General features: G+C 36.0%; 28 protein-coding genes and 1 riboswitch. Of the genes, 14 read left to right on the top strand and 14 right to left on the bottom strand.

The annotated features are described in order from the left end of the window. Positions 1-6 precede the first annotated feature (6 nt). From Q0Y70_RS01150 to Q0Y70_RS01130, 5 genes are all read right to left on the bottom strand, one after another. Positions 7-444, bottom strand: coding sequence for a CopY/TcrY family copper transport repressor (locus tag Q0Y70_RS01150; RefSeq protein ID WP_297815508.1), 438 nt, complete (start codon positions 442-444; stop codon positions 7-9). Between the two features lie 143 nt (positions 445-587). After that, entirely contained in the window at positions 588-1,091 is a 504-nt protein-coding gene (locus tag Q0Y70_RS01145; RefSeq protein WP_297815506.1) for a hypothetical protein, read from the bottom strand. Between the two features lie 51 nt (positions 1,092-1,142). Next, entirely contained in the window at positions 1,143-1,430 is a 288-nt protein-coding gene (locus tag Q0Y70_RS01140; RefSeq protein WP_297815504.1) for a hypothetical protein, read from the bottom strand. A 60-nt stretch (positions 1,431-1,490) separates the two neighbouring features. After that, positions 1,491-1,883: a hypothetical protein gene (locus Q0Y70_RS01135; protein ID WP_297815502.1), complete on the bottom strand. Its 393-nt coding sequence runs from the start codon at positions 1,881-1,883 to the stop codon at positions 1,491-1,493. 128 nt (positions 1,884-2,011) lie between these two features. Continuing rightward, positions 2,012-2,833, bottom strand: a complete 822-nt coding sequence (locus Q0Y70_RS01130) for a helix-turn-helix domain-containing protein (protein WP_297815501.1) — start codon at positions 2,831-2,833, stop codon at positions 2,012-2,014. Between the two features lie 116 nt (positions 2,834-2,949). On the opposite strand from Q0Y70_RS01130, the gene Q0Y70_RS01125 reads away from it, so the two are divergent. Continuing rightward, the gene (locus Q0Y70_RS01125) at positions 2,950-3,510 is read left to right on the top strand and encodes a hypothetical protein (protein WP_297815499.1); all 561 of its coding nucleotides are present in this window, start codon (positions 2,950-2,952) and stop codon (positions 3,508-3,510) included. A gap of 95 nt (positions 3,511-3,605) precedes the next feature. Here Q0Y70_RS01125 and Q0Y70_RS01120 read toward each other — a convergent pair whose 3' ends face one another. From Q0Y70_RS01120 to Q0Y70_RS01100, 5 genes are all read right to left on the bottom strand, one after another. Next, a complete protein-coding gene (locus Q0Y70_RS01120; protein ID WP_297815497.1) occupies positions 3,606-5,138 on the bottom strand; it encodes an RNA-binding domain-containing protein in 1,533 nt (510 codons plus the stop codon). Positions 5,139-5,288: 150 nt separating this feature from the next. Continuing rightward, the gene (locus tag Q0Y70_RS01115; protein WP_297815495.1) at positions 5,289-5,702 is read right to left on the bottom strand and encodes a peptide deformylase; all 414 of its coding nucleotides are present in this window, start codon (positions 5,700-5,702) and stop codon (positions 5,289-5,291) included. 103 nt (positions 5,703-5,805) lie between these two features. After that, entirely contained in the window at positions 5,806-7,119 is a 1,314-nt protein-coding gene (locus tag Q0Y70_RS01110) for an NCS2 family permease (RefSeq protein ID WP_297815493.1), read from the bottom strand. Between the two features lie 72 nt (positions 7,120-7,191). Next, positions 7,192-7,289: riboswitch (purine riboswitch) on the bottom strand. A gap of 103 nt (positions 7,290-7,392) precedes the next feature. Beyond that, entirely contained in the window at positions 7,393-7,653 is a 261-nt protein-coding gene (locus tag Q0Y70_RS01105) for a hypothetical protein (protein ID WP_297815491.1), read from the bottom strand. Positions 7,654-7,686: 33 nt separating this feature from the next. Next, a complete protein-coding gene (locus Q0Y70_RS01100) occupies positions 7,687-7,968 on the bottom strand; it encodes a hypothetical protein (protein ID WP_297815489.1) in 282 nt (93 codons plus the stop codon). Between the two features lie 120 nt (positions 7,969-8,088). Here Q0Y70_RS01100 and Q0Y70_RS01095 point away from each other — a divergent pair, with 120 nt between their 5' ends. Then, on the top strand, positions 8,089-8,817 hold the full coding sequence (locus Q0Y70_RS01095; protein WP_297815487.1) for a MerR family transcriptional regulator: 729 nt from the start codon (positions 8,089-8,091) through the stop codon (positions 8,815-8,817). Positions 8,818-8,883: 66 nt separating this feature from the next. Then, positions 8,884-9,594, top strand: a complete 711-nt coding sequence (locus Q0Y70_RS01090) for a TIGR00266 family protein (protein ID WP_297815485.1) — start codon at positions 8,884-8,886, stop codon at positions 9,592-9,594. Positions 9,595-9,725: 131 nt separating this feature from the next. Here Q0Y70_RS01090 and Q0Y70_RS01085 read toward each other — a convergent pair whose 3' ends face one another. Further along, on the bottom strand, positions 9,726-11,036 hold the full coding sequence (locus tag Q0Y70_RS01085; protein ID WP_297815483.1) for an NCS2 family permease: 1,311 nt from the start codon (positions 11,034-11,036) through the stop codon (positions 9,726-9,728). Between the two features lie 237 nt (positions 11,037-11,273). Between Q0Y70_RS01085 and Q0Y70_RS01080 the strand changes: the two genes are divergently transcribed. Then, complete coding sequence (locus tag Q0Y70_RS01080) at positions 11,274-12,512, top strand: alpha-hydroxy-acid oxidizing protein (RefSeq protein WP_297815481.1); 1,239 nt, start codon at positions 11,274-11,276, stop codon at positions 12,510-12,512. Between the two features lie 110 nt (positions 12,513-12,622). Here the strand turns inward: Q0Y70_RS01080 and Q0Y70_RS01075 are convergent, their stop codons facing one another. Next, positions 12,623-13,309: a deoxynucleoside kinase gene (locus Q0Y70_RS01075; protein ID WP_297815479.1), complete on the bottom strand. Its 687-nt coding sequence runs from the start codon at positions 13,307-13,309 to the stop codon at positions 12,623-12,625. 23 nt (positions 13,310-13,332) lie between these two features. Beyond that, a complete protein-coding gene (locus Q0Y70_RS01070) occupies positions 13,333-13,980 on the bottom strand; it encodes a deoxynucleoside kinase (protein WP_297815477.1) in 648 nt (215 codons plus the stop codon). A gap of 234 nt (positions 13,981-14,214) precedes the next feature. Between Q0Y70_RS01070 and Q0Y70_RS01065 the strand changes: the two genes are divergently transcribed. From Q0Y70_RS01065 to murQ, 8 genes are read left to right on the top strand one after another with little or no spacing between them, the layout of a single operon-like run. Then, positions 14,215-15,084, top strand: coding sequence for a PTS sugar transporter subunit IIC (locus Q0Y70_RS01065; protein WP_297815475.1), 870 nt, complete (start codon positions 14,215-14,217; stop codon positions 15,082-15,084). After that, entirely contained in the window at positions 15,077-15,928 is an 852-nt protein-coding gene (locus tag Q0Y70_RS01060) for a PTS system mannose/fructose/sorbose family transporter subunit IID (protein WP_297815473.1), read from the top strand. The genes Q0Y70_RS01065 and Q0Y70_RS01060 overlap by 8 nt, the downstream gene beginning before the upstream one ends. Before the next feature lie 18 nt (positions 15,929-15,946). Next, positions 15,947-16,426 carry a PTS sugar transporter subunit IIB gene (locus Q0Y70_RS01055; RefSeq protein ID WP_297815471.1) on the top strand — a complete coding sequence of 160 codons (480 nt, stop codon included), beginning with the start codon at positions 15,947-15,949 and terminating at the stop codon, positions 16,424-16,426. Between the two features lie 8 nt (positions 16,427-16,434). Further along, positions 16,435-17,454, top strand: coding sequence for a serine hydrolase (locus tag Q0Y70_RS01050; protein WP_297815469.1), 1,020 nt, complete (start codon positions 16,435-16,437; stop codon positions 17,452-17,454). After that, positions 17,451-18,506 (top strand): dipeptide epimerase, encoded by a 1,056-nt coding sequence (locus Q0Y70_RS01045; RefSeq protein ID WP_297815467.1) that lies wholly within the window; start codon positions 17,451-17,453, stop codon positions 18,504-18,506. Before Q0Y70_RS01050 ends, Q0Y70_RS01045 begins: the two co-directional genes overlap by 4 nt. Before the next feature lie 2 nt (positions 18,507-18,508). Beyond that, positions 18,509-19,240: a serine hydrolase gene (locus Q0Y70_RS01040; protein ID WP_297815465.1), complete on the top strand. Its 732-nt coding sequence runs from the start codon at positions 18,509-18,511 to the stop codon at positions 19,238-19,240. 13 nt (positions 19,241-19,253) lie between these two features. Further along, entirely contained in the window at positions 19,254-20,096 is an 843-nt protein-coding gene (locus tag Q0Y70_RS01035) for a MurR/RpiR family transcriptional regulator (RefSeq protein ID WP_297815463.1), read from the top strand. A gap of 17 nt (positions 20,097-20,113) precedes the next feature. Then, positions 20,114-21,007: an N-acetylmuramic acid 6-phosphate etherase gene (gene murQ / locus Q0Y70_RS01030; protein WP_297815461.1), complete on the top strand. Its 894-nt coding sequence runs from the start codon at positions 20,114-20,116 to the stop codon at positions 21,005-21,007. An 87-nt stretch (positions 21,008-21,094) separates the two neighbouring features. Here the strand turns inward: murQ and nagB are convergent, their stop codons facing one another. Continuing rightward, positions 21,095-21,814: a glucosamine-6-phosphate deaminase gene (nagB, locus tag Q0Y70_RS01025; RefSeq protein WP_297815459.1), complete on the bottom strand. Its 720-nt coding sequence runs from the start codon at positions 21,812-21,814 to the stop codon at positions 21,095-21,097. A 125-nt stretch (positions 21,815-21,939) separates the two neighbouring features. On the opposite strand from nagB, the gene Q0Y70_RS01020 reads away from it, so the two are divergent. Next, positions 21,940-22,779 (top strand): aldo/keto reductase, encoded by an 840-nt coding sequence (locus Q0Y70_RS01020; RefSeq protein ID WP_297815457.1) that lies wholly within the window; start codon positions 21,940-21,942, stop codon positions 22,777-22,779. Positions 22,780-22,802: 23 nt separating this feature from the next. Beyond that, positions 22,803-23,159, top strand: coding sequence for a hypothetical protein (locus Q0Y70_RS01015; protein WP_297815455.1), 357 nt, complete (start codon positions 22,803-22,805; stop codon positions 23,157-23,159). The last annotated feature ends 55 nt before the right edge of the window (positions 23,160-23,214 follow it).

Here is a 23,214-nt window from a genome sequence, read left to right as displayed (position 1 = left end):
CCTCCTTTAGCAGATTGTGCTGCCATTTTTCAAACAATTGCAAGGCACCTTATCAGGCGCTGCTGCTTTCTTTTGGTCAATTTCTTGTGTCATCTTCACTAAATCACCTTTAGAGATAGGAGATTCTTTTAAAAGCTCAAGTATTACTTCACCTTTATGCATGTCACACATCTTATTGAGCAATTCACTAGCGGCCTTATGCATCATTTCAACTTGGCTGACAGTAGGCGTATAAATAAAGCGGCGACCGTCTTTTTTTGTCTTAAGCAAGCCTTTTTGAACTAGTCTTCTCATTAAAGTTTTGATAGTAGATTCAGACCAATTCTTTTTGGTTTTAAGTTGATCGATAATTTGATTTGCGTAAGCATTATCTAAAGTCCAAACGAAGCGCATTACTTCCCATTCGCTGTCGGAGATATTTGTATCTACATTTTTCATTCTCATGTTTTCCTTTCGTTTACAATTGTAATCATATAATCATTGTTTACATTTGTCAACTTAAATGATTAAAAAAATCAGCTTTAACTTAACCTTACAGGTAAGGAATTAAGTTAAAGCTGATGAGACTGGATATTTAGGATCAATGTTTATTTAGTTTTTACTGGGAACCAAATTGTACCATCAGGTGTTGCCCAGTTACCACTAGAAGTTTTGTGGAAAGTTAGTGTCAATTCTTTGCTCTTAAGAGTCCAACTATTTTTGTCTTGGGAAACGTGAACTCGCCCAAGATCGACACTAAATGGCTTTTTATAATCACTTGGATTATAAGTATCGTGTCCAGTTAGAGCCTTGTAAAGAGCTTTAGCCGTAGGAGTGTCTGAGTGAAGCTGTTTTGCATTGCTTTGAGCGCCAGACTTTTCTACGGGTTCTGAAGCCGTTAAAGTTGCAGTGTTTTTGCCAACATATAAGAAGAGATGGAGTCCTACGTGATTGACCAATGTATTATCGCTTTGGCGTGCATCATAGGTTTGATATCCCTGGCTAGCTAGGTCTTTAGGTACAGTTGAAGAATTACGATAAATTAGCCAGCCGCATCCCCCAACTAAAAAAACTACGACGATAGCAACGACGGCTAGAAGTTTTTTATTCATTTTGTTTCACCTCTTAGCATTTTTAAAGTATATATATATAATTTTATAAAATTATTTCAAATGGACCGTCCCACCATAGTAAACAACCCAACGAATTTTTCCATTGCGATATTCTTGTGACATTGTCTGTCTATACAGATATCCTGTATATCTACCATCATTGTATGATATTTTCCAAGGTGTATCGACAGGTGCGGTGCTGAAACCGCTGTGCCACGGACCTACTCGCTTAACTCCTTGCACTCTTTTGGTTGCAGGTAATCTTTGAACATTTTGGGTAGAATCAACATTAACAACGGCTGCTTGTACAGGTGCACTATTTTTAGCTACTGATAACAAAAGGAGAGCACTCAATACCATTAATTTTTTATTAAATTTCATATTTTCTACCACCTATTTTTATAATGCATTATCTTTAGTCAAATGATTATCAATAGTTAATGGTTGAACTCGTTTATTAAGAATTGGGGTGGGATAATTTCTTAATTTAGTGTTGTAAAGATACCCACCATAGAAAACTCCTGTAGGACCATGTCCACTTGGTACTGTATATTTTCTTTGAATATATCCTCTAAAAGCTTGATTACCTCTGGATACAGTTACATATACGTTTCGTTCTGTTGTACCGTATAATACAGTTTGATACCAGATGTGGTCGACAAAGCCGTTATCAACTTGCTCCTGTGATTGAGTAGTTTGAGTTGCTGCGAAGGCTGGTGTAGATAAAGAACAAGCTGTTAAAAATAAAGCTACACTAGCACAAAAAACTGTTAATTTTTTAGACTTTTTCATTTTTCTGTCCTCCAAATAAATTATAGATTTATGAATTGCAAATAATTTTTTTCTTAGTTGTTAAAAATTATTTAAGCTAATAATACACCGCTTTTTGAGAAAATATTTAAAATGCTCGAATTTGAGCATTAGCTTAAAATCGGCAAGGTATTTAGTAGGTGCTCTTCATGTGTGCTTTTTAGAATTTGGAGTATATTATCACAAGCAGCTTTGTTTTGAGTTACATAGTATTCAAAATATTGAGCAATTACTTTATATTGCCAAAGATGGGGATGACAAAGTGAACTCTTTAAAAGAGTTACACTAGCTTGAAACAAAAAAGAATCGGGTTCCTGATAGGTATTAAAAAGATAATTACCACCAATAGCACAGATACGCTCTTGTGTTTCAAGTGGATAGTTAGTAATCTTTGCGTACTTTTTAAGTAGTTGTTTGATATGAAGATCTAAGTAATATCTCGGAAGTAGTGGCATACTACTGCCAAAATAACGTAGCGCAACTATATCACTAGTCCAATTTTCGTCAGAAAATATATATTCTTGAATTTTTTTGACGATTGAAGAGTCTAAATCATCATAGTTGTTTTCTAGTGTGGCTCTTTCAAGTTGAGCTATAATTTTCAATTCTTCATTTTCAGAGGCATTAATTTTTTCTTGTAGTGAGTTTATCGTAGATGGATTGTTTTCATAAAAAGCTCCAACTAATTGACTAGAGACAATAGGCTCCTCCAACTTATAGTGAGAAACAAGATGCGAATCTATTTGATTTATAAAAGAAGTTATATCGATGTTGTGTGCACACAGAATAGAAAGTAGGGCCGCAAATGAAATATCATGCTGATCCTTCTCAATCTTGCCGTATTGCGCACGTGATATTATTCCCGCCGCCATCTGCTCTTGAGATAACCCTAGGTCTTCGCGCTTTCTTTTCAAGGCTTGTCCAATCGTCATCCCATCTTCCTCCTCACATTTTAAAATATATTAACAAAATTAAATCATGATTAATAAATGATTGCAATAATTAATTTAAGTGATATTATTTTCTATAATATATGAGTAGAATAGGGATGAGACTAGTGGATAAGCATTATAAAAAATGGATGAGAGATCGAAAACTAAATTATTGGATAGCTTGGATTGCACTAGTGATTGTCTTAGCGATGTTGCCAATCTTGCTTTATAATATGGGGATCTTTTTTGCCTTTTTGGAATTAGGCGGGATGCTGTATTTTATCTTTGAGATTAGTCAGGTGCTGGTAGAAAGTAATGCTTTTCCTAAGTGGTATGCAATCGTATATTCCATTATCTTCGGTGTTTACTTTGTAGCTAGCTTTGTGTCTGTCTTTTTCAATGTCTTTTACTTAATGAGAGCTTTGGGGCTGATGGCCAGTGCATATTTCTGTTTTAAATTTTATTATGTGGTGTGCAGAGGAATTTGCAACAAGCCGTTAAAGCTTATTGGAACTAACATCACTCTGCTTTTTGGCTTTGCTATTGGAGTTTTATTATTTTTCTTTAATCAAATCTATTTCTGGATTTGGCTTGCAGCTTTAGCAGTAATCTATGAAATTTTTTACTGGAGTGTCAAGATAAGTATTGAAAGCGGCCATACCAATCGTACAATTTAAAAAGACGTCCAAAATTGGACGTCTTTTTTAACTCGCGTTGCTCGCGCGAACTTTCGCGAACTCTCGTTATTCGCGCGCGAGTCCGCGAGAGTTGATTATTTTAGAATATTATCTTCTAAATGTTTAAGATGCTTTACCTGGGAAAGATAATCATTAGTAGAGCTTAGACTATAGGTAAATCTTCTACCATCTTTTCTTTTATTAAGGATTTTTTTATCCAATAAAGAATTAATGGCATTTCTAACTGCGGTTTCTTTACCATAGTTATTTTTAGGACTTTTGACAATTTGACTAATGGAAAGATTATTATATTGTTTTGCCATTGCTATAATAAATTGCTCAAGGTCTGATAATTCACTATTGCTATTAGTATTGAACGATTTCCAAGTTCTAATTTTAGTGGTATTCATGCCATAATCAATATTGATCTCTGGATCATTCAATTTGTTTTTTAGTGCAGCATTTAAAATTCGTGGGCCGCCACTAGCCGCGGTCTCAGATATCCCAATTCTTCTAAATAAACCAGCGATTTCGGTATTTCGAATGGAAGAATATTGTCCGCGTAAAAATGATTCCTTGCTTACGCGCATTGTTCCTGGATTGGTAAATTCAAAATAACTTGGTCGATCAACTATTTTTATGCCCACCGTACCGTCGTAATATGCATGCATTAAAGAATTAACTAATGCTTCTTTGGCAGCAGATACGAGGTCTGCATGGTAAGAAGTACGGCTGAGATGCTGATCTTGGATGAAGGGATCAGCGACACTATTTTCTAATTTACTAGAAACTATATTATAAAAGGAAAAGATATTAAGAGTTGGAAAATTCATATCACCTGCTGAAACACGGTCAATCCAGTTAACAGCACTATCACTGTTATATTTTTGATAATCTAATTGAAACCTTGGAAAACGATCAGTGATAGAAATATACTTACCAAAAAAGAGCAATCCTCCATCAGTTAAACGATACTCATTTGAATTACTTAGACGGTCTTTTCTAAAGACGCCTATTGAATAGAGAAACTCTTTATCATTTATATCGTCAGAAACTGTGATAATGCCTTTCTCGTTTAAAAGTGCGCGATATTCGTGAATGCTTTTAGGATCTAAATCATCTATTGTATAAGTGCTAGGAAGCAAATGGGTGTCTATTTCATTTTGGCTTTCGACGGTAAAATATTTGAGCTGATCAGTAGTAGCTAGACGATCACCGTCACCAGTTCTAATATAGGCTTTACCGAAAGCTGTAACCGGTCGACTATTAAATTGTTCTGGGTGAATAATGATTTGAACGAGAGATAAGTTTTTGAATTTGGAAATGGTTATATCTTTATTTTGAATAATGGGACGATTTAAGCAAGAAGGGTTATTATTGTCGTTAAATATTTGAGTGATAATATCCTCGGGATTGTCTACACCTATTATATGGTATTCATGTAACTGCTTATTTTCTGAAATACCTAAAACTATAATCCCACCAGCGGTATTGGCAAAAGAACTAACAGTTTCCCAAAATGATTTAGGTAATTTCCAACTTGATTCTTTATATTCAATTGTTTCATTTTCTTCAGGCGTTTTAAAAGTATCTGAAGAAGTAATCTTACTAAAATCTAAAAAGTCCATATCATAACTCCGTATAATTAAACATTTTACATTAATTATATCTTATTCACGTTGCTCGCGCGAACTTTCGCGAACTCTCGTTATTCGCGCGCGAGTTCGCGAGAGTTAAAAAAGCGTCTAGTTTTTAAAACTAGGCGCTTTACTTGTTGGCTAAATCAAGATTCCCTTGCAGTGGTCAATTTCATGCTGAATAACTTCAGCAGTAAAATCAGAAAAGTTTTGCTCATGTTCTTGCAAGTTAGTGTCTTGATATTTTACTGTGATATTCTTGTATCTTTGTGTAGATCGCTGGCCATCAAGCGATAAACATCCTTCCGTTGCTAAATAAGGATCGCTCTTTTTAATAATCTCGGGATTGAGCATCACCATTGGAAGTGGACCTGCAAAAAATGCAATGATCTGTTTGTTTTGTCCGATCATATTAGCTGCTAAGCCTGCGGCTTGATTGTCATGTGAAATTAAAGTGTCGCGCAAGTTTGAAGCAATATTTAAGTCAGCAGCAGTTGCGTGGTGCGATTTTTGACTTAAAAATAGCTGATCGCGCGTAATTGATTGTGCTACCATATTTTTCTCCTTATAAATTAGATAATTATATTTTATTATTTGCTGGTTAAAAGCTCAAAATTGATGCCCAAAAAAGCGCCACTGTCTAGTGACGCTCAAGCTTTTATCCCATATTTGTAATTAAGAAGAAAATAATAAAGATGACGAATAAGATGTACATCATCGGACTAACTTCCTTGTAGCGCTTAGCTGCAATCATTGTGATTGGATAAGCGATCATACCAAGTGCTAATCCATCAGAAATTGAGTAAGTTAGCGGCATCCCTACAACAACTAAGAATGACGGAAAGGCTACTTCAAACTTATCCCAGTGGATATATTTTAGATTTCCGGCCATCAGCACACCGACGATAATTAAGGCTGGCGCAGTTACAGTAGTCGGAATAACTGCAAGGAGCGGGCTGAAGATCATTGAAATTAAGAACAAGATTCCGACGAAAATTGCAGTCAAACCAGTTCTACCACCCATGGCAATTCCAGCACTTGATTCAACTGAAGTACCTAATGGAGCGGTACCTAAGACTGAACCTTCCACCATTGCTAGAGAATCTGATAAGAAAGCTTTCCCAATACGAGGGATCTTACCATTTTCATCAACCATTCCAGCTTGTTGGGTCATTCCAATTAAAGTACCTGCAGTATCAAAGAAAGTAACTAACAAGAAAGTCAAAACAACCATAAATAGTTGTGGAGTATTGATATCTTTAATATGGAAGACTGCTTGACCAAAAGTTGGAGCAATACTTGGTGCAGCAGAAACGATTCCATGAGGCATTGGAATTTGACCAATTACCATGCCAAAGACTGCAGTTATGATCATCCCAATAAAGATGGAACCAGGAACTTTTGCGGCCATCAAAATGACAGTTAAAACAAGACCAAATAAGGTAATCCAGATTTCAGGATTGTTGAATGAACCCAGTCCAACTAGTGAGGACTTGTTGTCTACGATCATTTTTCCGTTTTGAAGTCCAATAAAGGCAATGAACAAACCGATTCCGGCAGAAATTGCGTATTTTAGGTCTTGCGGAATAGCATCAACTACTTTTTCACGTAATTTCAAGACAGTAATTAAGATGAATAAGATAGAAGCAACTAACACACTAGCTAGGGCAGTCTGCCAATTGATGTGCATTCCGATAACTACGTTGTAAGAGAAAAAGGCTGCACTACCTAAAGTAGGTGCCAATGCAATCGGATAGTTAGCGATGAATCCCATTAAGAAACATCCAATTGCAGTAGCGACTGCAGTAACCGTAAAAGCTGCACCTTTATTAATACCTGCAGCACTTAAGATGTTAGGGTTAACAAAAAGAATGTAAGATAGAGAAACAAAAGTAGTTAAAGCAGCAATTAGTTCGCGCTTAACATTAGTATTTGCCTGATCTAAGTGAAAAACTCTGTTTAAGACTTGCATTAATCCTCCAAAAATAAAAAAGAAAAAGGACATAGTTCACCCGCAGCCATGGGTAAAAGATGTCCTTTTTGATTTATGACGTCTGATACCTATAGTCCTGAATTTATGGCTCAGGGTAGATACTGTCGACCTTATTTCGACGATATATAGATAACTTGATTGTTAAGTATTCTAGCAGAAAATTGGCGGCTGCGCAAATTGATTCAGTATTTCCTGGGAAATATTGAAGAAAGTAAAAGTAATTGAATATCAGAATATGCCACTGTCCGCTCACTAATTTACTTTAGAGAAATCATACTTACGATATTTAATAGCAGTCTTTGCATTTTTGAAGATAGCACTATGGATGTCGCCAGAAGAATAAGCTAAAAATAAACATTGATGACCTTGAAAGTTTCCTGGAATGTAAATGAAGTCTACAGTGCCTAAGACGTCACGCACGCGTAGCCATTGTGTACCATTTCTTTGCTCAATTCTGCCAATCGAAATGTCGCCAGCATATACTTTATTTTGCTTCTCCGAATTATGATCCAACTTAAAATTTCCTATTTTTTGGTAAAGAACAGATCAATTGATAAGGTGCTCAGAAATTACTAACTTACGAGCTTTTTTAGAAAACTCATCGCTGCGATACCAAGTGCCACGAAATTGATTAGGAACAGTCATTAGCTTTAGACCAGGGTATTTTTTTTGAATGTCAGGAGTAGTCTTTTTGATTCTAACTGTTGTTCTGGGTTCTTTAGCACTTGAACTAGTATTTTCATTTTTGTCATTCTTTTGAGTAGAACAGGCAGTTAATAATGCAGTTAATAATATAGTAAGAAATAGAATTGGTAGAAACTTTTTCATTTTGATAACCTCATTAAAGAATAGAATAGATTTTATACTTATTTATTTAAAAATAAAAGTTATATTTGTTTGACTTTAACCTTGCGTAAGCCGGTATTTTAAAATCAGGAGGTGAAAGTAATGTCGCAAAAGTATTCGATCGGCCAAGTTGCTCAAAGGCTAAATATCAGTACGCGCACGGTGCGCTATTATGATGAAAAAGACTTAGTAAAGCCAGATTGCGTTAAAGAAAATGGTTATCGCTATTATAGTGATGAGCAAATATTTCAATTGCAAGAGATTCTATATTTAAAAGAATTAGGGTTTTCGTTAAAGCAGATTCGCAGTTTATTGCAAGATCAAGATGGGGAAAAGTCTCTGAAGCTGCTCTTAAGTCAGCAGTATCGCGATAACAAAGCTGAAATTGAACGTTTGCAGCAGCAACAAGACAAAATTCGTCACTTGCAAAAATTTAATGGGTTAAAGATCGACAACTTGCTTGATATTACGCAGACGATGAATAAAGCAAATGAATTAAGATCTTTTAGAAGAAAGATGCTAGGTTGGGGCTTAGGATTAACAATAATAGAAGTTTTTGGAATTGTCTGGATTTGGCATTTATTTAAGATTCACCGATTTTCGATGATTCCTTGGACGATAGGATTCTTGGTCTTAGTGATTTTTGGACTAAGTTTGTGGCTTGTTCATTATTATTATGAAAAAGTAGCTTATGTTTGTCCTAATTGTGGTGAGAGGTTTGTGCCCACCTTTTGGGCTTTTAATTTTTCGGCTCATACACCACGCTTTCGCAAACTACGCTGTCCAAAATGTGGAAAGAAAGCATATTGCTTGGAAGTTGCGCGCGAGTGATTAGTTCTTGTCATTAGGAATTTGAATTGCTAAAATGAGTCAAAAATATACAAAGAGGTGCAAAAAATGAGTGACAATCGCATGAAGTATACTATTGATAAGCAAATGCAGTTTCCATTAATTGATATTGAATTGGAGCCTAGCGAAAGAGTCTATATCCAGCGTGGTAGTATGGTTTATCATTCTACAAGTATCAGCTTAAATACTAAGGTAAATGGTGCAGGTTCTGGAATTGGTAAGCTAATGCGCGCAGTAGGACGCAGCGTAACTTCTGGTGAAAGCTTCTGGATTACTGAAGCTGAGGCTGAAAAAGAAACTGGTCATTTAGCAATTGCACCATCTTTACCAGGAGAAATTTTGCCATTGCAATTAGGCGATAAGCAATATCGCATTAATGATGGCAAGTTCTTAGCTATGGATGGATCAGCTAGTTATTCCATGAAAAAACAATCGCTTGGTAGAGCGCTACTTGCGGGGACTGGTGGCTTTTTTGTGATGACAACTGAAGGCGATGGAGTAGTCTTATGTAATGCCTATGGGTCAATTAAGAAAATTGAACTCAATAATGATGAAATTACCATCGATAATAACCATGTTGTAGCTTGGTCGACAGATTTAGACTATGATATCCACTTTGATAATGGCTTTATTCAGTCAATTGGAACTGGTGAAGGTATAGTTAATACCTTTAAAGGAAGTGGAGAAGTGTATATCCAGAGCTTGAACATTGAAACTTTTGCTGGCAAATTGAGCAAGTTTTTACCAGCTGGAGAATGATTGCTTTAAAGTATACTAAATAAAAATACCTAATTTTGTTAAATACGTTTAACAAGAATACAGTTAAAACCATAAAAAATACCGATTATCATCAAAAAGCGATAATCGGTATTTGTGTATCAAAATCTATTTTATTTAAAATTCAGCACCCATAAGAAGATGATGAATACCACGAACAGTACCCACATCATCGGGCTAACTTCCTTACCACGCTTTGCAGAAACCATACAAATTGGGTAAGTGATCATCCCTAATGCTAATCCATCAGAAATGGAGTAAGTAAGCGGCATGCCGAGTAAGATAAGAAATGCAGGAACGGCAATTTCGAGCTTGTTCCAATGAATATGGGCAGTGTTTTGTGCCATTAATACTCCAACGATGATCAAAGCCGGAGCAGTAACTTGGGTAGTGAAAATACTGAGAAGAGGACTAAAGATCATGGAGATCAAGAAAAAGATCGCCACAAAAACAGCAGTAAGTCCGGATCGACCACCAACTGCGATACCAGCACTTGATTCAACAAAGGCTCCAACAGGGGATGTACCAAAAATTGAACCAAACATCATTGCTGTTGAGTCCGCTGCTAAAGCTTTACCTACGCGAGGCATTTTGTTGTTTTTCATAAAACCAGCTTGTTGAGCAAGCCCGATTAAAGTACCAGCAGTATCAAAGAAGGTAACTAATAAGAAGGTTAAAACAACCACCCACATTTGAAGTGAATTGATATCTTTAACATGAAAGACAGCTTGACCAAAAGTTGGAGCTAAACTTGGTGCTAGTGAAACAAATTTATGGGGAAGGGCGATTTGACCAGTGCAAATTCCAAAAATTGCAGCTAAAACCATCCCAATAAAAATTGCTCCAGGAACACCCAAGATCATTAATACGACAGTTACAAGTAAGCCGAAGATAGTAATCCAAACTAAAGGATTGTGAAGTGAACCTAAGCTAACCAAAGTTGACTTGTTGGCTACAATGATTCCACCATCTTGCAAACCTAAGAAAGCGATAAATAAACCGATACCAGAAGAAATGGCGAATTTTAAATCTGAAGGGATAGAATCAATAATCTTTTCTCTTAATTTAAATAATGTGATCAAGATGAAGATGATTGATGCTACAAAAACGCTGGCTAAGGCAGTTTGCCAAGAAACGTGCATTCCAATACATACTGTGTAAGCAAAAAACGCGTTAATTCCAAGCGCTGGTGCTTCACCGATTGGGTAGTTAGCAACAATACCCATGATGGCAGTACCAAGAGCGGCAGCAAGGGCAGTTGCGGTAAATACAGCTCCTGTGGGCATTCCGCTAGCACCTAAAACACTAGGGTTAACAAATAAGATATAGGACATACTAATAAAAGTGGTAAGTCCTGCGATAAATTCTGTACGAATATTAGTTCCAAGCTCATTAAGTTTGAAATATTTTGAAATGAAATCCATCTTTTCCTCCAAATAGTTAATGTTCGGATTTATTAGTCATAAAGATGACTTAAATAGTTTACCATTCATTTTTAAAGGAGTAAACACGAATTATAAATTTAAAAATAATTGAGATAGTTATAATATGTGAGATGAGGTTACATTGTGTGATGTATTTCACGATAGTTTTTATTTTGTTTACGCTTTCAAACATATTAAAATGTATTTGTATACGAAAATAAGAAATGAGGTCAAATCATGACAGTTTATTTTAAGGGATTTCCTCAAAGCACTCGGGAAGAAAAGTTAAAGATGACTAATTTGCTTGAACTTCCAGAAAAAGTTAAGAAAATTATGCCAGAGGGTGCTTACTATTACATTGCTAGTGGTGCAGAAAATGAATGGACTTGGCGCAACAATACCCAAGCATTTAATCATTTCCAAATCGTTCCACGTGCATTAACTAACATGCAAGATCCACAATTAGATACAACCTTTATGGGAATGGATTTAAAGACTCCTGTAATGATTTGTCCAATTGCTTGTCACGGTATTGCCAATGCAGAAGCTGAAATTGACACTGCTAAAGGTGCAAAAGCAGCTGGTGCGTTATTTGGGATGAGTACTTATTGTAACAAGAGTGTTCAAGACGTTCAAAAAGCTGTCGGCAAGTCTCACAGATTTATGCAATTATACTTAAGTAAAGACTGGGACTTCAACAAGATGGTTATTGAAGAATCAGAAAAAGCAGGTTTTGAAGGCTTCTACTTAACTGTTGATGCTTTAGTTAGTGGTTATCGTGAAGCTAACATCCGTACCAACTTTACTTACCCAGTTCCTCTAGCATTCTTCCAAGAATGGACTGGCGGCAAGGGCGAAGGTCAAAGTGTTGCTCAAATGTATGCAAATTCTGCTCAAAAGATTGGTCCTGATGACGTAAGAAAGATCAAGCAATTAACTAAATTGCCACTTATCGTTAAGGGTATTAAATGTGCTGAAGATGCTTACAAGGCATTAGGTGCTGGCGCTGATGGTATTGAAGTTTCTAACCACGGTGGTCGTGAAGTCGACGGTGGTCCTGCAACTATTGATGTTTTACCAGAAATTGCTAGAGAAGTTCGTCACGCTGGCAGAAAAGTTCCAATCATCTTTGATGGTGGTGTACGTCGTGGTTCACACGTATTCAAGGCTTTGGCATTAGGTGCTGACTTAGTTGGTATTGGTAGACCATTCCTTTACGGCTTAGCATTAGGTGGTGCTCAAGGTGTTCAATCTGTTATTGAACAATTGAATAAGGAATTATTGATTGATATGCAATTGACTGGCTGCAAGACTATTGAAGATGTTAAGCATGCTAAGATTGACCACTTTACTTACTCAGCTGACTGGGGCATTTCTTCAACAAGTAAGAGTGTCATGCCACCTTACCCAGTAACTCCAGATAACCAATTGAAGGGTGAAGCTGCAGATGCTGTAAGTGGTGCATCAGAGCATTAATTTAGTTTTTATATATAAATTAGATGTACTAGTTTAAATATTTAGTGGTATATAAATCTATTTCTCAATCAAAAATCCGAGATTCTTTTTACTGAATCTCGGATTTTTATTTATGCTTCAATTTGAATATCTGCTGACTTATCCCAATCCATTGGCAGCTTGCCCATGGATTTTAATTTGTTAGTGATTTGATCAAGGACTGCTTCACGATCAGCTTCGCTGCTCATAAAGTCAAATTTATCACCATCGATCACCATTTTTTCAGAATAATCATATTTTTCATACCATGGCTTGTAGTAGCGCAGCAAGCGCTTGTAGTAATCTTCAAGAGTTGAGTCATAGCTTAATTGTTCATAAGGACGGCCACGTTTTTGAATACGTTTGATCATGGTGTCATATGAAACATCAATATGCACTAACAAGTCTGGACTCTTTTTTGGCATGCGCTCTAATTCTGCCATCATGTTGTGAAGTAGCTCATAATAAGTATCAACTTCTTCACTTGTAGCGCGGCCAATGTCAGCGTTCATTTGGAAAAATAGCGCATCTTCATAGATTGAACGATCTAAGACATTGTTTCCTTCACTAAGAGCAGCCTTTATGCTGTGAAAACGCGTATTTAAGAAATATACCTGAAGTAAAAATGCGTATTTTTTAGGATCCGCATAAAATAGTGGCAAAACTGGGTTGTCATCAACACTTTCATAGAAAGGATCAGTGCCTAAATATTTTGATAATATACCTGTTAAACTGGATTTACCGGCTCCAATTGGCCCGCTTAAAACAATAACTGTCATCACGTTCCTTCTAACTTTTTATTTTATAAATTTCCAATTTGATGTAGTTTACGATCAATTTCGCTTAAAACTTCTTTTTTTGCATCTTCATCAACTACGAAGTCCAGGTCATCCCCATTAATCTCCATCTTAGGGGATGCATCGTATTTTTCATACCAAGGCTCATAGTAGCTAAGAAGCCGCTTATAGTAATCCTTTAAACCTGGATCAGTACTAATTTGTTCGAAAGAACGACCACGCTTTTTAATGCGAGAAAGCATTGTATCTAATGAAACGTGAATATAAATTAGTAAATCAGGCTTTTTGCTTGGACTACCTGGAGTATCTTCCATCATGTTATCAAGTAAGTCGTCGTAAATCTTAAATTCAGTCGGATCTGCAACTTTACTATCAGCGTTCATTTTGAAAAATAGTGCATCTTCATAAATGGAACGGTCGGAAACACTGTTTTTTTCTTGAACTGCTTGGTTAATTTGTGCTAAACGATGGTTGAGCAAGTAAGTATTCAATAAAAATGTATAGCGCTTCATATCCTTGTAATATAAAGGCAATACTGGATTATTGTCTACTCCTTCATAAAATGCTTGGGTACCTAAATGTTCAGCCAAAATACTGGTTAAACTGGATTTACCGGCTCCAATTGGCCCACTCAATACAATAACTTTAATCACGTTCTTTCTACAATATGTTGTTTGCTTTATAAGTTTAAAACAATATCTTGTATGTAAGCAAGCAATTTTTGAATTATGTTCCACACGCACTTGTCAAGTAAATTTGAGGAAAAGTCCGATTTTATTTTTTGAAATATAATTACAAATGTGCGAATAATATTCTTTATTTTTGAAATAACATTTCAAATAAGTGCTAAAATATACATGTAAACGTTTACCAAAGGAGGTAAAATTATGAAAGTTTCGGCGATTGCAATTATTGTTTTAAGCTTGTATGTCGGTTTAGGACAACTAGATGCTCTATCATTAAAGACCGGTATTTACTCACCTGTATTTGGTGGAGCAGTTGCTGGTTTAGTATTAGGAGATTTAAAGACTGGCTTAATTGTTGGTGCTACCTTGCAATTAGCTACCTTGGGTGTAGCTACTTATGGTGGTGCAACAGTGCCCGACTTTTTGTCAGGAGCTGTCATGGGAACTGCTTATGCCATTATTTCAGGTAGAGGAGCTGCATACGGAATTGGATTGGCAATTCCAATTGGGTTACTTTTAACGCAAATGGATATCTTAGCGCGTTTGGCTAACACTTACTTCCAAAATCACGCAACTAGAGAAGCTGAAAAAGGTAATTACGAAGCAGTAGAAAGAAATAACCTTTACGGTATTATTCCTTGGGTATTGTCACGTGCAATTCCAGTATTTATTGGTTTGACTTTTGGTGCGGCAGTTGTAAAAGCTATTAATAATTGGATTCCTCAATGGTTAATGAACGGCTTAAAGACTGCGGGTATTATCTTACCTGCTATGGGTATTGCTATTTTAATGAGATATTTACCTTTGAAGAGATATTATCCTTACTTTATTTTAGGTTTTGCATTAATGGCTTACTTTGCAAAGCAATTCTCATTATTGGGTCTAGCTTTAATCGGTTTTGCCTTAGCTGCAATTTATGTCATGAACAGACGTAAAGATCATCAAAAAGCCAATTCAGTAGAAACTAAACAATCTACTAGTCAGCCAAAGCATATAGAAAATATTCAAAATCCAAATGATGCGATTGAGGCCAATCGTGTAGATGAAGAGGAGGTTGAGTTCGATGCCTAAGAAGAATAAAGAGCAACTAAAGATGAACAATTTAACTAAAGGTGACTTAAATAAAATCTTTTGGCGTAACACCTTAGGCTTGCAGTTAGGCTGGAACTATCCAAGAATGCAAGGCTTAGGCTATGCCTATACTGTAATGCCAGCTTTGAAGCGCTTATATAAGAATAAAAAAGATAAAATGAAACAAGCACTCAAGCTTGAGATGGAATTCTTTAATACCACTCCTCAAATGTCACACTTAATTGTTGGTGCTGATATTGCCTTACAAGATGAATTGGGCATGAATGATGACAATGAAAAAGCTATTGCTGGTTTAAAGACCGGTTTAATGGGGCCATTTGCCGGTGTTGGTGATACGGTCTTTGTAGCTATTTATAATGCTATTATTTACTCAATCACTGCTTATCTATGTATGTCAGGTCAAGCGTTAGGTTTATTAATTCCCGTAATTGGGTGTGCAGTGATTACCTGGATTAGATGGAAGTTCTTTAACATTGGATTGAGTCAAGGTAAGAAATTGGCTTTTGCATTTTCAGATAAGATGAACTTGCTAACAGAAGGGGCTTCTGTTTTAGGTTTGACTGTAGTCGGAGGGATGATCCCTGCATTAATTAACTACAAGATCGATTTAACCTATAAAGTTGGGAAAGTTACGATGTCTGTTCAAGGGATGCTTGATAAGATCATGCCAGCTCTGGTTCCATTAGCTATTGCTCTGTTTTCATACTGGATTTTAGGTAAGAAACATATGAATTCTACTAGGTTAATCTTTGTATTGATTGGCTTAGGAATGATTCTAGGTAATCTTCAACCAATTTGTAATTGGATTGGTAGCTTGTTTTAAAGTCGAGAGGTGTGAAAAATGAGTATTTGTGCAGCAAGAGTAGATGAACGAATGATTCATGGCCAAGTTGCAATGGTATGGACAAATGTTGTCGGTGCTAACCGAATTCTGGTAGCAAATGACGAAGTGGTTCGTGATGACATGCGAATTGAAGGATTAAAGCTTGCTAAACCCGCTGGAATTAAACTAAGTATTTGTTCAGTTAATCGCGCAATTGAAAATTTGAAAAATAATAAGTATGGCGAAGATCACGTTTTTGTTATTACTCGTAATATTCAAGATATGGGCAAGATTGCAGAAGCTGTAGGGATGAAAGAATTTAACGTAGGCAATATTTCTGCTCACGATAATTCGCATGCTGTTAAAAAGTCGGTTAATTTAAATGATCAAGATATTGCTACAATCAAAGATTTGATTAATAAAGGTATTAAGATTACAGCTCAAATGATACCGAATGAACCGGATGTTTCAATCATGGATTACATAAATAAAAAGTAGTGAGTCAGATGATTTATCCAAATACTAAAAAAGCTATTGAGGTTATTGAACAAGCAATTTCAAATCAAGATATCTATGGTGCATCATATAGTTTTATTGGTTTAGATGAAAACTTGTATGCTTATAACGGCTTTCAAGATGATCATAAAAACCCACTACTACCAGAAATGATGTATGATTTAGCCTCAGTAACTAAGGTAGTAGCAACTACGACACGAATTTTTCAATTGATGGCAGCTAAAAAAGTAAATTTAGATGATACTATTGGTGATTTTATTAAGGATAGTGCTAGCCCGGAAATTACGATTAAAGAGCTTTTGATGCATACGAGTGGCTTTATAGCTGATTTTGAAAATGTGCATGAGATGAGTCGTACTGAGTTGATTCAAAAAGTTAAATCTGCTAAGCCAATTGAAAAAGATAAGGCGATTTATTCAGATTTAAACTATATTTATTTGGGCTGGATTATCGAAAAAATCGATCAGGAAAATCTAGCTAATACTTTAAGAAAACACGTCTTTTTACCCTTAAAGATGCTGCATACAACCTATAATCCGCCGTCAGAGTTAAAAAAGATATGTCTTCCCACGGAATATCAGTCAGATCGCAGTGGAATAGTGCGAGGACAGGTTCATGATTATAAGGCATATTTGCTAGATGGAGTTAGCGGTCATGCCGGTTTGTTTTCGACTTTATCTGATCTAACGCAATTTTTGAGAATCTTACTTACGGGTGGAAAATTTGAAGATAAGCAAGTCTTTCCTAAAGTTTTTTATGATTATTTGAGAAATCCCGTTTTTCGTCAAAATGATCGTGCTTTAGGCTGGCAGCTTTGGGACCAGAATAAGAATATGTTCTGGCATAGCGGCTTTACAGGAACTTCAATTGCATTTGATCTGGATAAAAAGCAAGGCTTCGTTTGTTTGACCAATAGGATTTATCCTACCCGAGAAAATAAAAAATGGATTGCAGATCGACGAGCGGCTCTAGGAGAGTTTTTTGGGCAAAAAGAGCAGGTGAACAAATGAGTTTGATAATAGAAAAAATAGATTGTGATATTAAAAAAGTACCGCTAAAGCATCCCTTTATCACTGCACTTCATGAAGTTGATGAAATTGAAAGTGTCCGTGTAAAAGTGACTTTGAGCGATGGAACTTGTAGTATAGGTACTGCTACGCCGAATGAAAAAGTGACAGGTGATAGTCTCCAAACGGCACAAGATGTAATTAAAAATGTGATTACGCCGGTCTTAGTTGGAAAAGATTTTGATAATTGGAATGAATGTTTATCCCTTTTGAAAAATAGTATCGTTCACAATACTCCTGCTAAAGCAGCTGTTGAAATTGCCTTATATAATGCGCGAGCTAAAGAAAGCAAGCAATCTTTAGTTAATTTATTAGGTAGCTCAGCAGGTAGCACAAAGACTGACTATACTATCAGCATTGGCAGTCAAGATCATATGGTTAATGAAGCCAAAGATCTAGTGGGACAAGGCTTTTCAGCATTAAAAATTAAGCTTGGCGCTAATTCCTTATTGGAAGATATCGATACTGTAAAAAAGATTGGTCAAGCAGTTGGAGACAAGATTTCATTGCGAATTGACTGCAATCAAGCTTGGAATTGTAAGCAAACTCTACAGGCAAGTCGAGCTTGGCAGTCAGCAGGCACTAATGTCGCATTTATTGAACAACCTGTAAAAAAAGATGCGATAGAAGACATGGTATATTTAACAGCTCATTCGCTGATTCCGATTATGGCTGATGAAAGTGTAGCTTCTTATGAAGATGCAATTAATTTGCTGGAAAATCGTGCATGTGACTATATCAATATCAAACTCATGAAAACAGGCGGCTTGAGTGAGGCAATTAAAATCAATGATTTAGCCCAAGCCCATAATGTCAATACGATGGTGGGATGCATGATTGAACCTGTTGAAAGTATTGCAGCAGCAGTTGCTTTTGCGGTAGCAAACAAAAATGTACAGTTTATTGATTTAGACTCGATTTTTATGGCAACAGGCGATCCGGACTTAGAGAAATATTTATCTTTAAAGGGTAATGTCATTACTTTAAAGGGCTAATCATGATTGATAAAATTGAAAGAATCAAGAGCTTAATTAAGCAAGCATCTTGGAAGCAGGCTATAATTATTCGCCAAGATCAAAAAACTATATTTGAAGAAAATTCTCACGTAGAATTTAAGTCAGCGTCACTAATCAAGTTAGGAATTGCACTTTATATTAAATGCCAAAGACCCGATACATTAGATGATGTTGTTATCTTAAAGCCTAACCAAATTGTCGGTGGCGCAGGTGTCATTAATCGTTTGAGCATTAAGCGATATAAGATCCGAGACTTAATTGATCTGATGCTTTGTCTTTCTGATAATACAGCAACTAACGCTTTACTTGATTATTATGGCTTAGAAAAAATTAATGCTTTTTTGCAAGAAAATTTTGATCAGGTCCAATTAGGTCGCTATTTGATGAAGTTAGGTCCGGAAAATTTGGTTTCATGTGTAACTATTATGGACATCTTTGAGCAATTATTAGCAGGTGATGATTGTGTTACTGCTTTAGTTAAAAATGCTCTTAAGTACCAGCAAGTTCGTAATAAATTAGTTGCCTATGTGAATCCCAAATACACTAGTTTTAATAAAACTGGCGAATTAATCGATATTCAACACGATATAGCGCGTTTTGAAAATAAAGATGACTTGATAGATTGCTGCGTGATGAACAGCTATGATGATATCGCAAATTATGAACAGATTATTGAAATGATGGCCCAAATTGGTAAGATTTTGACGAATTAAAGGAAATGATTAGATGAACTTTTTTGAAGAAGCTATAAATTCAAAAAAATTGACAGTAACCTCACATAAGATTGCAGACTGTTTTTTGCAAAATCCTACTGTTTTTCTGGAAAATGATGCAAATAAGTTGGGTCAATTAACTAAAACAAGTGCTGCTGCGATTATTCGCTTTTGTCAGCAGCTGGGCTTTAAAGGATTAAATGATTTTAAGATTAAGCTAGCCCAAGTGAGAGTGAAGCCAGAAGAAAAGATCGATCCCTTAGTTAAGCAAACCGATACACCGGATATGATCTTGAAAAAGCTACTTGTTAATTCTAGACAAAATACAGAGTTGACGGCTGATTCGATTGATCTTGAATCTTTAAATCAGGCAGTAAAATATCTGCGCCAAGCAGATCATATAATTGTAGATGGAATTGCAGCATCAGGATTAGCAGCAACTGATTTTTACTACAAGTTAATTCGTGCTGGTAAGTCTGCGTTTTATAGTCAAGATGCCCATATTAGCTTGGAACGAATTTATTTTTCAACTCCTAGTGATGTCGTAGTTTTATTTTCTTATAGTGGGTTAACTAAGGAAATGATCGTTGCAGCCCAGCGCGCACGTGAAAATAAAACCAAGATTATTGCAATTACACGTAGTACTCAGTCACTGCTAGCTAAGCTTGCAGATGTTGTGATCAACTTACCTACTAAGGAAAAGCTACTACGAGTTGGAGCAATTGATTCTCTTTTTTCTGAAATATTTGTTTCAAGCTTATTGTATTTATCAACTATTAATAAGGATCTACCTCGTTTAGAAAAAGAAATGACTAAGACTGAGGAGCTAACAAATAAATTAAAAAGTATAGAGTAGTTAGGAAAGAAATTATTATGTCAATAAAAGATTTGACTACGGAGCAAAGAAACCCCGCTAGTATGCACATTGATACAATGTCGACACTCGATATTGTCAAAACGATTAATAATGAGGATAAAAAAATTGCGGATGCCGTTGGTAAGCAAAGTTCGCAAATTGCCAAGGCAATTGATTTGGCTGCTGAAAATTATCACAAAGGAGGTCGCTTAATTTATATTGGAGCAGGAACCAGCGGACGATTAGGCGTCTTAGATGCTGTTGAATTAGTTCCAACTTATGGTATAAAACCTGAGCGGGCAGTTGGTTTAATTGCAGGTGGTGAGCATGCAATATATAAGGCTGTTGAAGGAGCGGAAGATTCGCAAGAGTTAGCCCAGGAAGATTTAAAAAAGCTTAATTTAAATTCCAATGATATCGTTATTGGCTTAGCTGCTAGTGGACGCACTCCTTATGTAATAGGCGGTTTAAAATATGCACAGGAAATAGGAAGTGTGACGATTTCAGTTGCTTGTGTGGCAGAAAGTGAAATTGGCAAATTTGCACAGGCTCCAATTGAAGCTGTTGTAGGACCTGAAGTTGTCACGGGGTCTACGCGTATGAAGGCGGGGACTGCGCAAAAGATGATTTTAAACATGATTTCCACAGGTGTAATGATTAAGCAAGGTAAAGTATATGAAAATGTCATGATTGATGTTCAACCGACCAATGAAAAACTTGTGGATAGGAGCGAAAGAATAATTGTAAGTTGTACACATGTGGATAAAGCTGGAGCTAGTGAAATCCTGAAAAAAGCGCACATGAATGTACCACTGGCAATTGTCATGGCAAAAACTGGCTTTGGTGTGGATAAAGCTGCGCGTGTTTTAGATGAACATGATGGCAATGTGAGCCAGGTTTTAAGTGAGTAAAAATTAAAGGACCAAAAAAGACTGACATAACGTTTCTTACTAGAAAAAGCGTTGATGTCAGTCTTTTTATGTATGGAGTTTATTTTATTATTTTCTATATTTATCACTTAATTTTGCGGCAGCTTCTTCGTCGCAAATGATAGTTACATCTGGGTGATCTTGCAAAATGGAAGCTGGAACTTCTTCAGTTACAGGACCCTCTACTAAAGCTTTGATTGCATCTTGTTTACTTTCGCCAAAGGCAAGTAAAACGATCTTTTTACTTTGCATAATAGATTTAATACCCATACAGATTGCTTGACGAGGCACTTCATCTTCATTATCGAAAAAGCGTGAGTTGGCCTTAATTGTGCTCTCAGTTAAGTTAACTTTGTGAGTTAAGCTGCCAAAAGGAGTACCTGGTTCGTTGAAGGCAATATGACCGTTGCGTCCAATTCCTAAGATTTGAATATCAATAGGATTGTCAGCGATAATTTCATTATAGCGATCTACTTCTTCATCAATGTCTTTAGCCATTCCATTAGGTATATAAGAATTCTTGAATGGTTTTTTATCAAATAAATGCTTTTGCATGAAGTAATGATAACTTTGATCATTGTCTGGATTTAATCCGTAATATTCATCTAAGTTGATGCTAGTCATATTTGAAAAATCAAGATCGCTATCGCACATATCATCATACATTGGAATTGGGGAAGAACCAGTTGCTAAGCCTAGAACCTTAGCTCCGTTTCCCATCCCTTTTTTAATGATTTCAAAAGCTTTAGTGCCGCCTTCAATGTTGTCTTTTGTAATAATTACCTTCATGATAGTACCTCCTTATTTACTGGTCTAGTCCATTATATAATGATAAATTGGTCTAGTCAACTTAACCGCTTACATTTTTTTGAAAAAATAGTTTTTGCGTTAAAATTTAAATGAGGTGACGGACAATGAGCAATCAGTTTTTAGACTTAAATTTAGCTGGTATTGGCATGGGAACTTGGGCCATGGGAGAAGATAAAAATAAGCGTAAAGACGAAATTGCAGCTTTGCGTTATGGACTTGATAATGGCTTAAAAGTTATTGATACCGCTGAAATGTATGGTGAAGGCAAAAGTGAGTCTTTAATTGGTGAAGCTTTAAAAGGTTATGATCGCAGTAAAGTATTTTTGATTTCTAAATTTTATCCCTATCATGCGACTGCAGAATTAGAGCGGCGTAGCTTAGAAAATAGCTTGCGACGTTTAAAAACCGATTATTTAGACCTTTACCTACTTCACTGGCGTGGAAATAAGCGTTTATCAGAAACAGTTGCTGGTTTAAAGCAGCTTCAAAAAGAAGGTCTTATTCGCTATTGGGGTGTGTCGAATTTTGACGTAAGCGATATGGAGGAACTCTTCGGCGTTGAAAGCGGCAGTGAATGTTTTGCTAACGAAGATTTATATAATATTGAAAAACGTGGCGTCGAATATGACTTACTGGATTGGCAAAAACAAAAAGGAATAGGCTTTATCGGCTATTCACCGTTTAATTCAGGTAATGGTAATTCAATTAGGGTAACTAATAACTTGAAAATTGTAGCCCGTGATCATCATGCTAGCGTACATCAAATAATGCTTGCCTGGACGCTGAGAAATGGGCAGATTTTGACGATTCCTAAGGCAGGCAAGATTAGCCATGTTAAGGATAATCTGGCAGCACAAGCCATTAAATTGACTCAAGATGAGCTGGAGTTAATCAATGCTGATTTTCCTCAGCCAACAAGTAAACAGCCGCTGGCAATGATATAGAAATAGATTAGTGGTGGTAGAGGATGGCCAAGATAGATCATGACGATGTTAAACAAGCATATGCATTATTAAATAATTTAAAATATGAATTGAAAAATGAGCCATATGGAAAAAATAATCAGTTTTTAGCGTTCGATGAATTATACCAAGTGATCGATAAAACCTTATATGATTTAAAACATCAATCCTATGAGGGAATAACTTTATCTATTCGTCTTGGTAAAACTATGAGCTATATTAATGACGCTCTTGCTTTTAGAGGTTTGCGCTTATCAGAAAAACAAGCACAAGCTTGGGATTTATTTATTCATCCCACTGATAAATCATTGCAAAAAAATGAGGTCATTTTTAAGTTGATCAATCAATTTGGAGTTTGGTAATTACTTTAACTTAAATAATTTTGCAAATATGCAAAAAAGTAGAATTCTCGTTTTG

Origin of the sequence: uncultured Lactobacillus sp. (assembly GCF_947367085.1) — a bacterium.
Lineage (GTDB): Bacteria > Bacillota > Bacilli > Lactobacillales > Lactobacillaceae > Lactobacillus.
This window is presented reverse-complemented; position numbering and strand designations above follow the sequence as displayed.

Coding starts and splice junctions, on each gene's coding strand:
- Q0Y70_RS01150 (WP_297815508.1), bottom strand. CDS start 444: ATGAGAATGAAAAATGTAGATACAAATATCTCCGACAGCGAATGGGAA.
- Q0Y70_RS01145 (WP_297815506.1), bottom strand. CDS start 1,091: ATGAATAAAAAACTTCTAGCCGTCGTTGCTATCGTCGTAGTTTTTTTA.
- Q0Y70_RS01135 (WP_297815502.1), bottom strand. CDS start 1,883: ATGAAAAAGTCTAAAAAATTAACAGTTTTTTGTGCTAGTGTAGCTTTA.
- Q0Y70_RS01130 (WP_297815501.1), bottom strand. CDS start 2,833: ATGACGATTGGACAAGCCTTGAAAAGAAAGCGCGAAGACCTAGGGTTA.
- Q0Y70_RS01125 (WP_297815499.1), top strand. CDS start 2,950: ATGAGACTAGTGGATAAGCATTATAAAAAATGGATGAGAGATCGAAAA.
- Q0Y70_RS01120 (WP_297815497.1), bottom strand. CDS start 5,138: ATGGACTTTTTAGATTTTAGTAAGATTACTTCTTCAGATACTTTTAAA.
- Q0Y70_RS01115 (WP_297815495.1), bottom strand. CDS start 5,702: ATGGTAGCACAATCAATTACGCGCGATCAGCTATTTTTAAGTCAAAAA.
- Q0Y70_RS01110 (WP_297815493.1), bottom strand. CDS start 7,119: ATGCAAGTCTTAAACAGAGTTTTTCACTTAGATCAGGCAAATACTAAT.
- Q0Y70_RS01100 (WP_297815489.1), bottom strand. CDS start 7,968: ATGAAAAAGTTTCTACCAATTCTATTTCTTACTATATTATTAACTGCA.
- Q0Y70_RS01095 (WP_297815487.1), top strand. CDS start 8,089: ATGTCGCAAAAGTATTCGATCGGCCAAGTTGCTCAAAGGCTAAATATC.
- Q0Y70_RS01090 (WP_297815485.1), top strand. CDS start 8,884: ATGAGTGACAATCGCATGAAGTATACTATTGATAAGCAAATGCAGTTT.
- Q0Y70_RS01085 (WP_297815483.1), bottom strand. CDS start 11,036: ATGGATTTCATTTCAAAATATTTCAAACTTAATGAGCTTGGAACTAAT.
- Q0Y70_RS01080 (WP_297815481.1), top strand. CDS start 11,274: ATGACAGTTTATTTTAAGGGATTTCCTCAAAGCACTCGGGAAGAAAAG.
- Q0Y70_RS01075 (WP_297815479.1), bottom strand. CDS start 13,309: ATGACAGTTATTGTTTTAAGCGGGCCAATTGGAGCCGGTAAATCCAGT.
- Q0Y70_RS01065 (WP_297815475.1), top strand. CDS start 14,215: ATGAAAGTTTCGGCGATTGCAATTATTGTTTTAAGCTTGTATGTCGGT.
- Q0Y70_RS01060 (WP_297815473.1), top strand. CDS start 15,077: ATGCCTAAGAAGAATAAAGAGCAACTAAAGATGAACAATTTAACTAAA.
- Q0Y70_RS01055 (WP_297815471.1), top strand. CDS start 15,947: ATGAGTATTTGTGCAGCAAGAGTAGATGAACGAATGATTCATGGCCAA.
- Q0Y70_RS01050 (WP_297815469.1), top strand. CDS start 16,435: ATGATTTATCCAAATACTAAAAAAGCTATTGAGGTTATTGAACAAGCA.
- Q0Y70_RS01045 (WP_297815467.1), top strand. CDS start 17,451: ATGAGTTTGATAATAGAAAAAATAGATTGTGATATTAAAAAAGTACCG.
- Q0Y70_RS01040 (WP_297815465.1), top strand. CDS start 18,509: ATGATTGATAAAATTGAAAGAATCAAGAGCTTAATTAAGCAAGCATCT.
- Q0Y70_RS01035 (WP_297815463.1), top strand. CDS start 19,254: ATGAACTTTTTTGAAGAAGCTATAAATTCAAAAAAATTGACAGTAACC.
- murQ (WP_297815461.1), top strand. CDS start 20,114: ATGTCAATAAAAGATTTGACTACGGAGCAAAGAAACCCCGCTAGTATG.
- nagB (WP_297815459.1), bottom strand. CDS start 21,814: ATGAAGGTAATTATTACAAAAGACAACATTGAAGGCGGCACTAAAGCT.
- Q0Y70_RS01020 (WP_297815457.1), top strand. CDS start 21,940: ATGAGCAATCAGTTTTTAGACTTAAATTTAGCTGGTATTGGCATGGGA.
- Q0Y70_RS01015 (WP_297815455.1), top strand. CDS start 22,803: ATGGCCAAGATAGATCATGACGATGTTAAACAAGCATATGCATTATTA.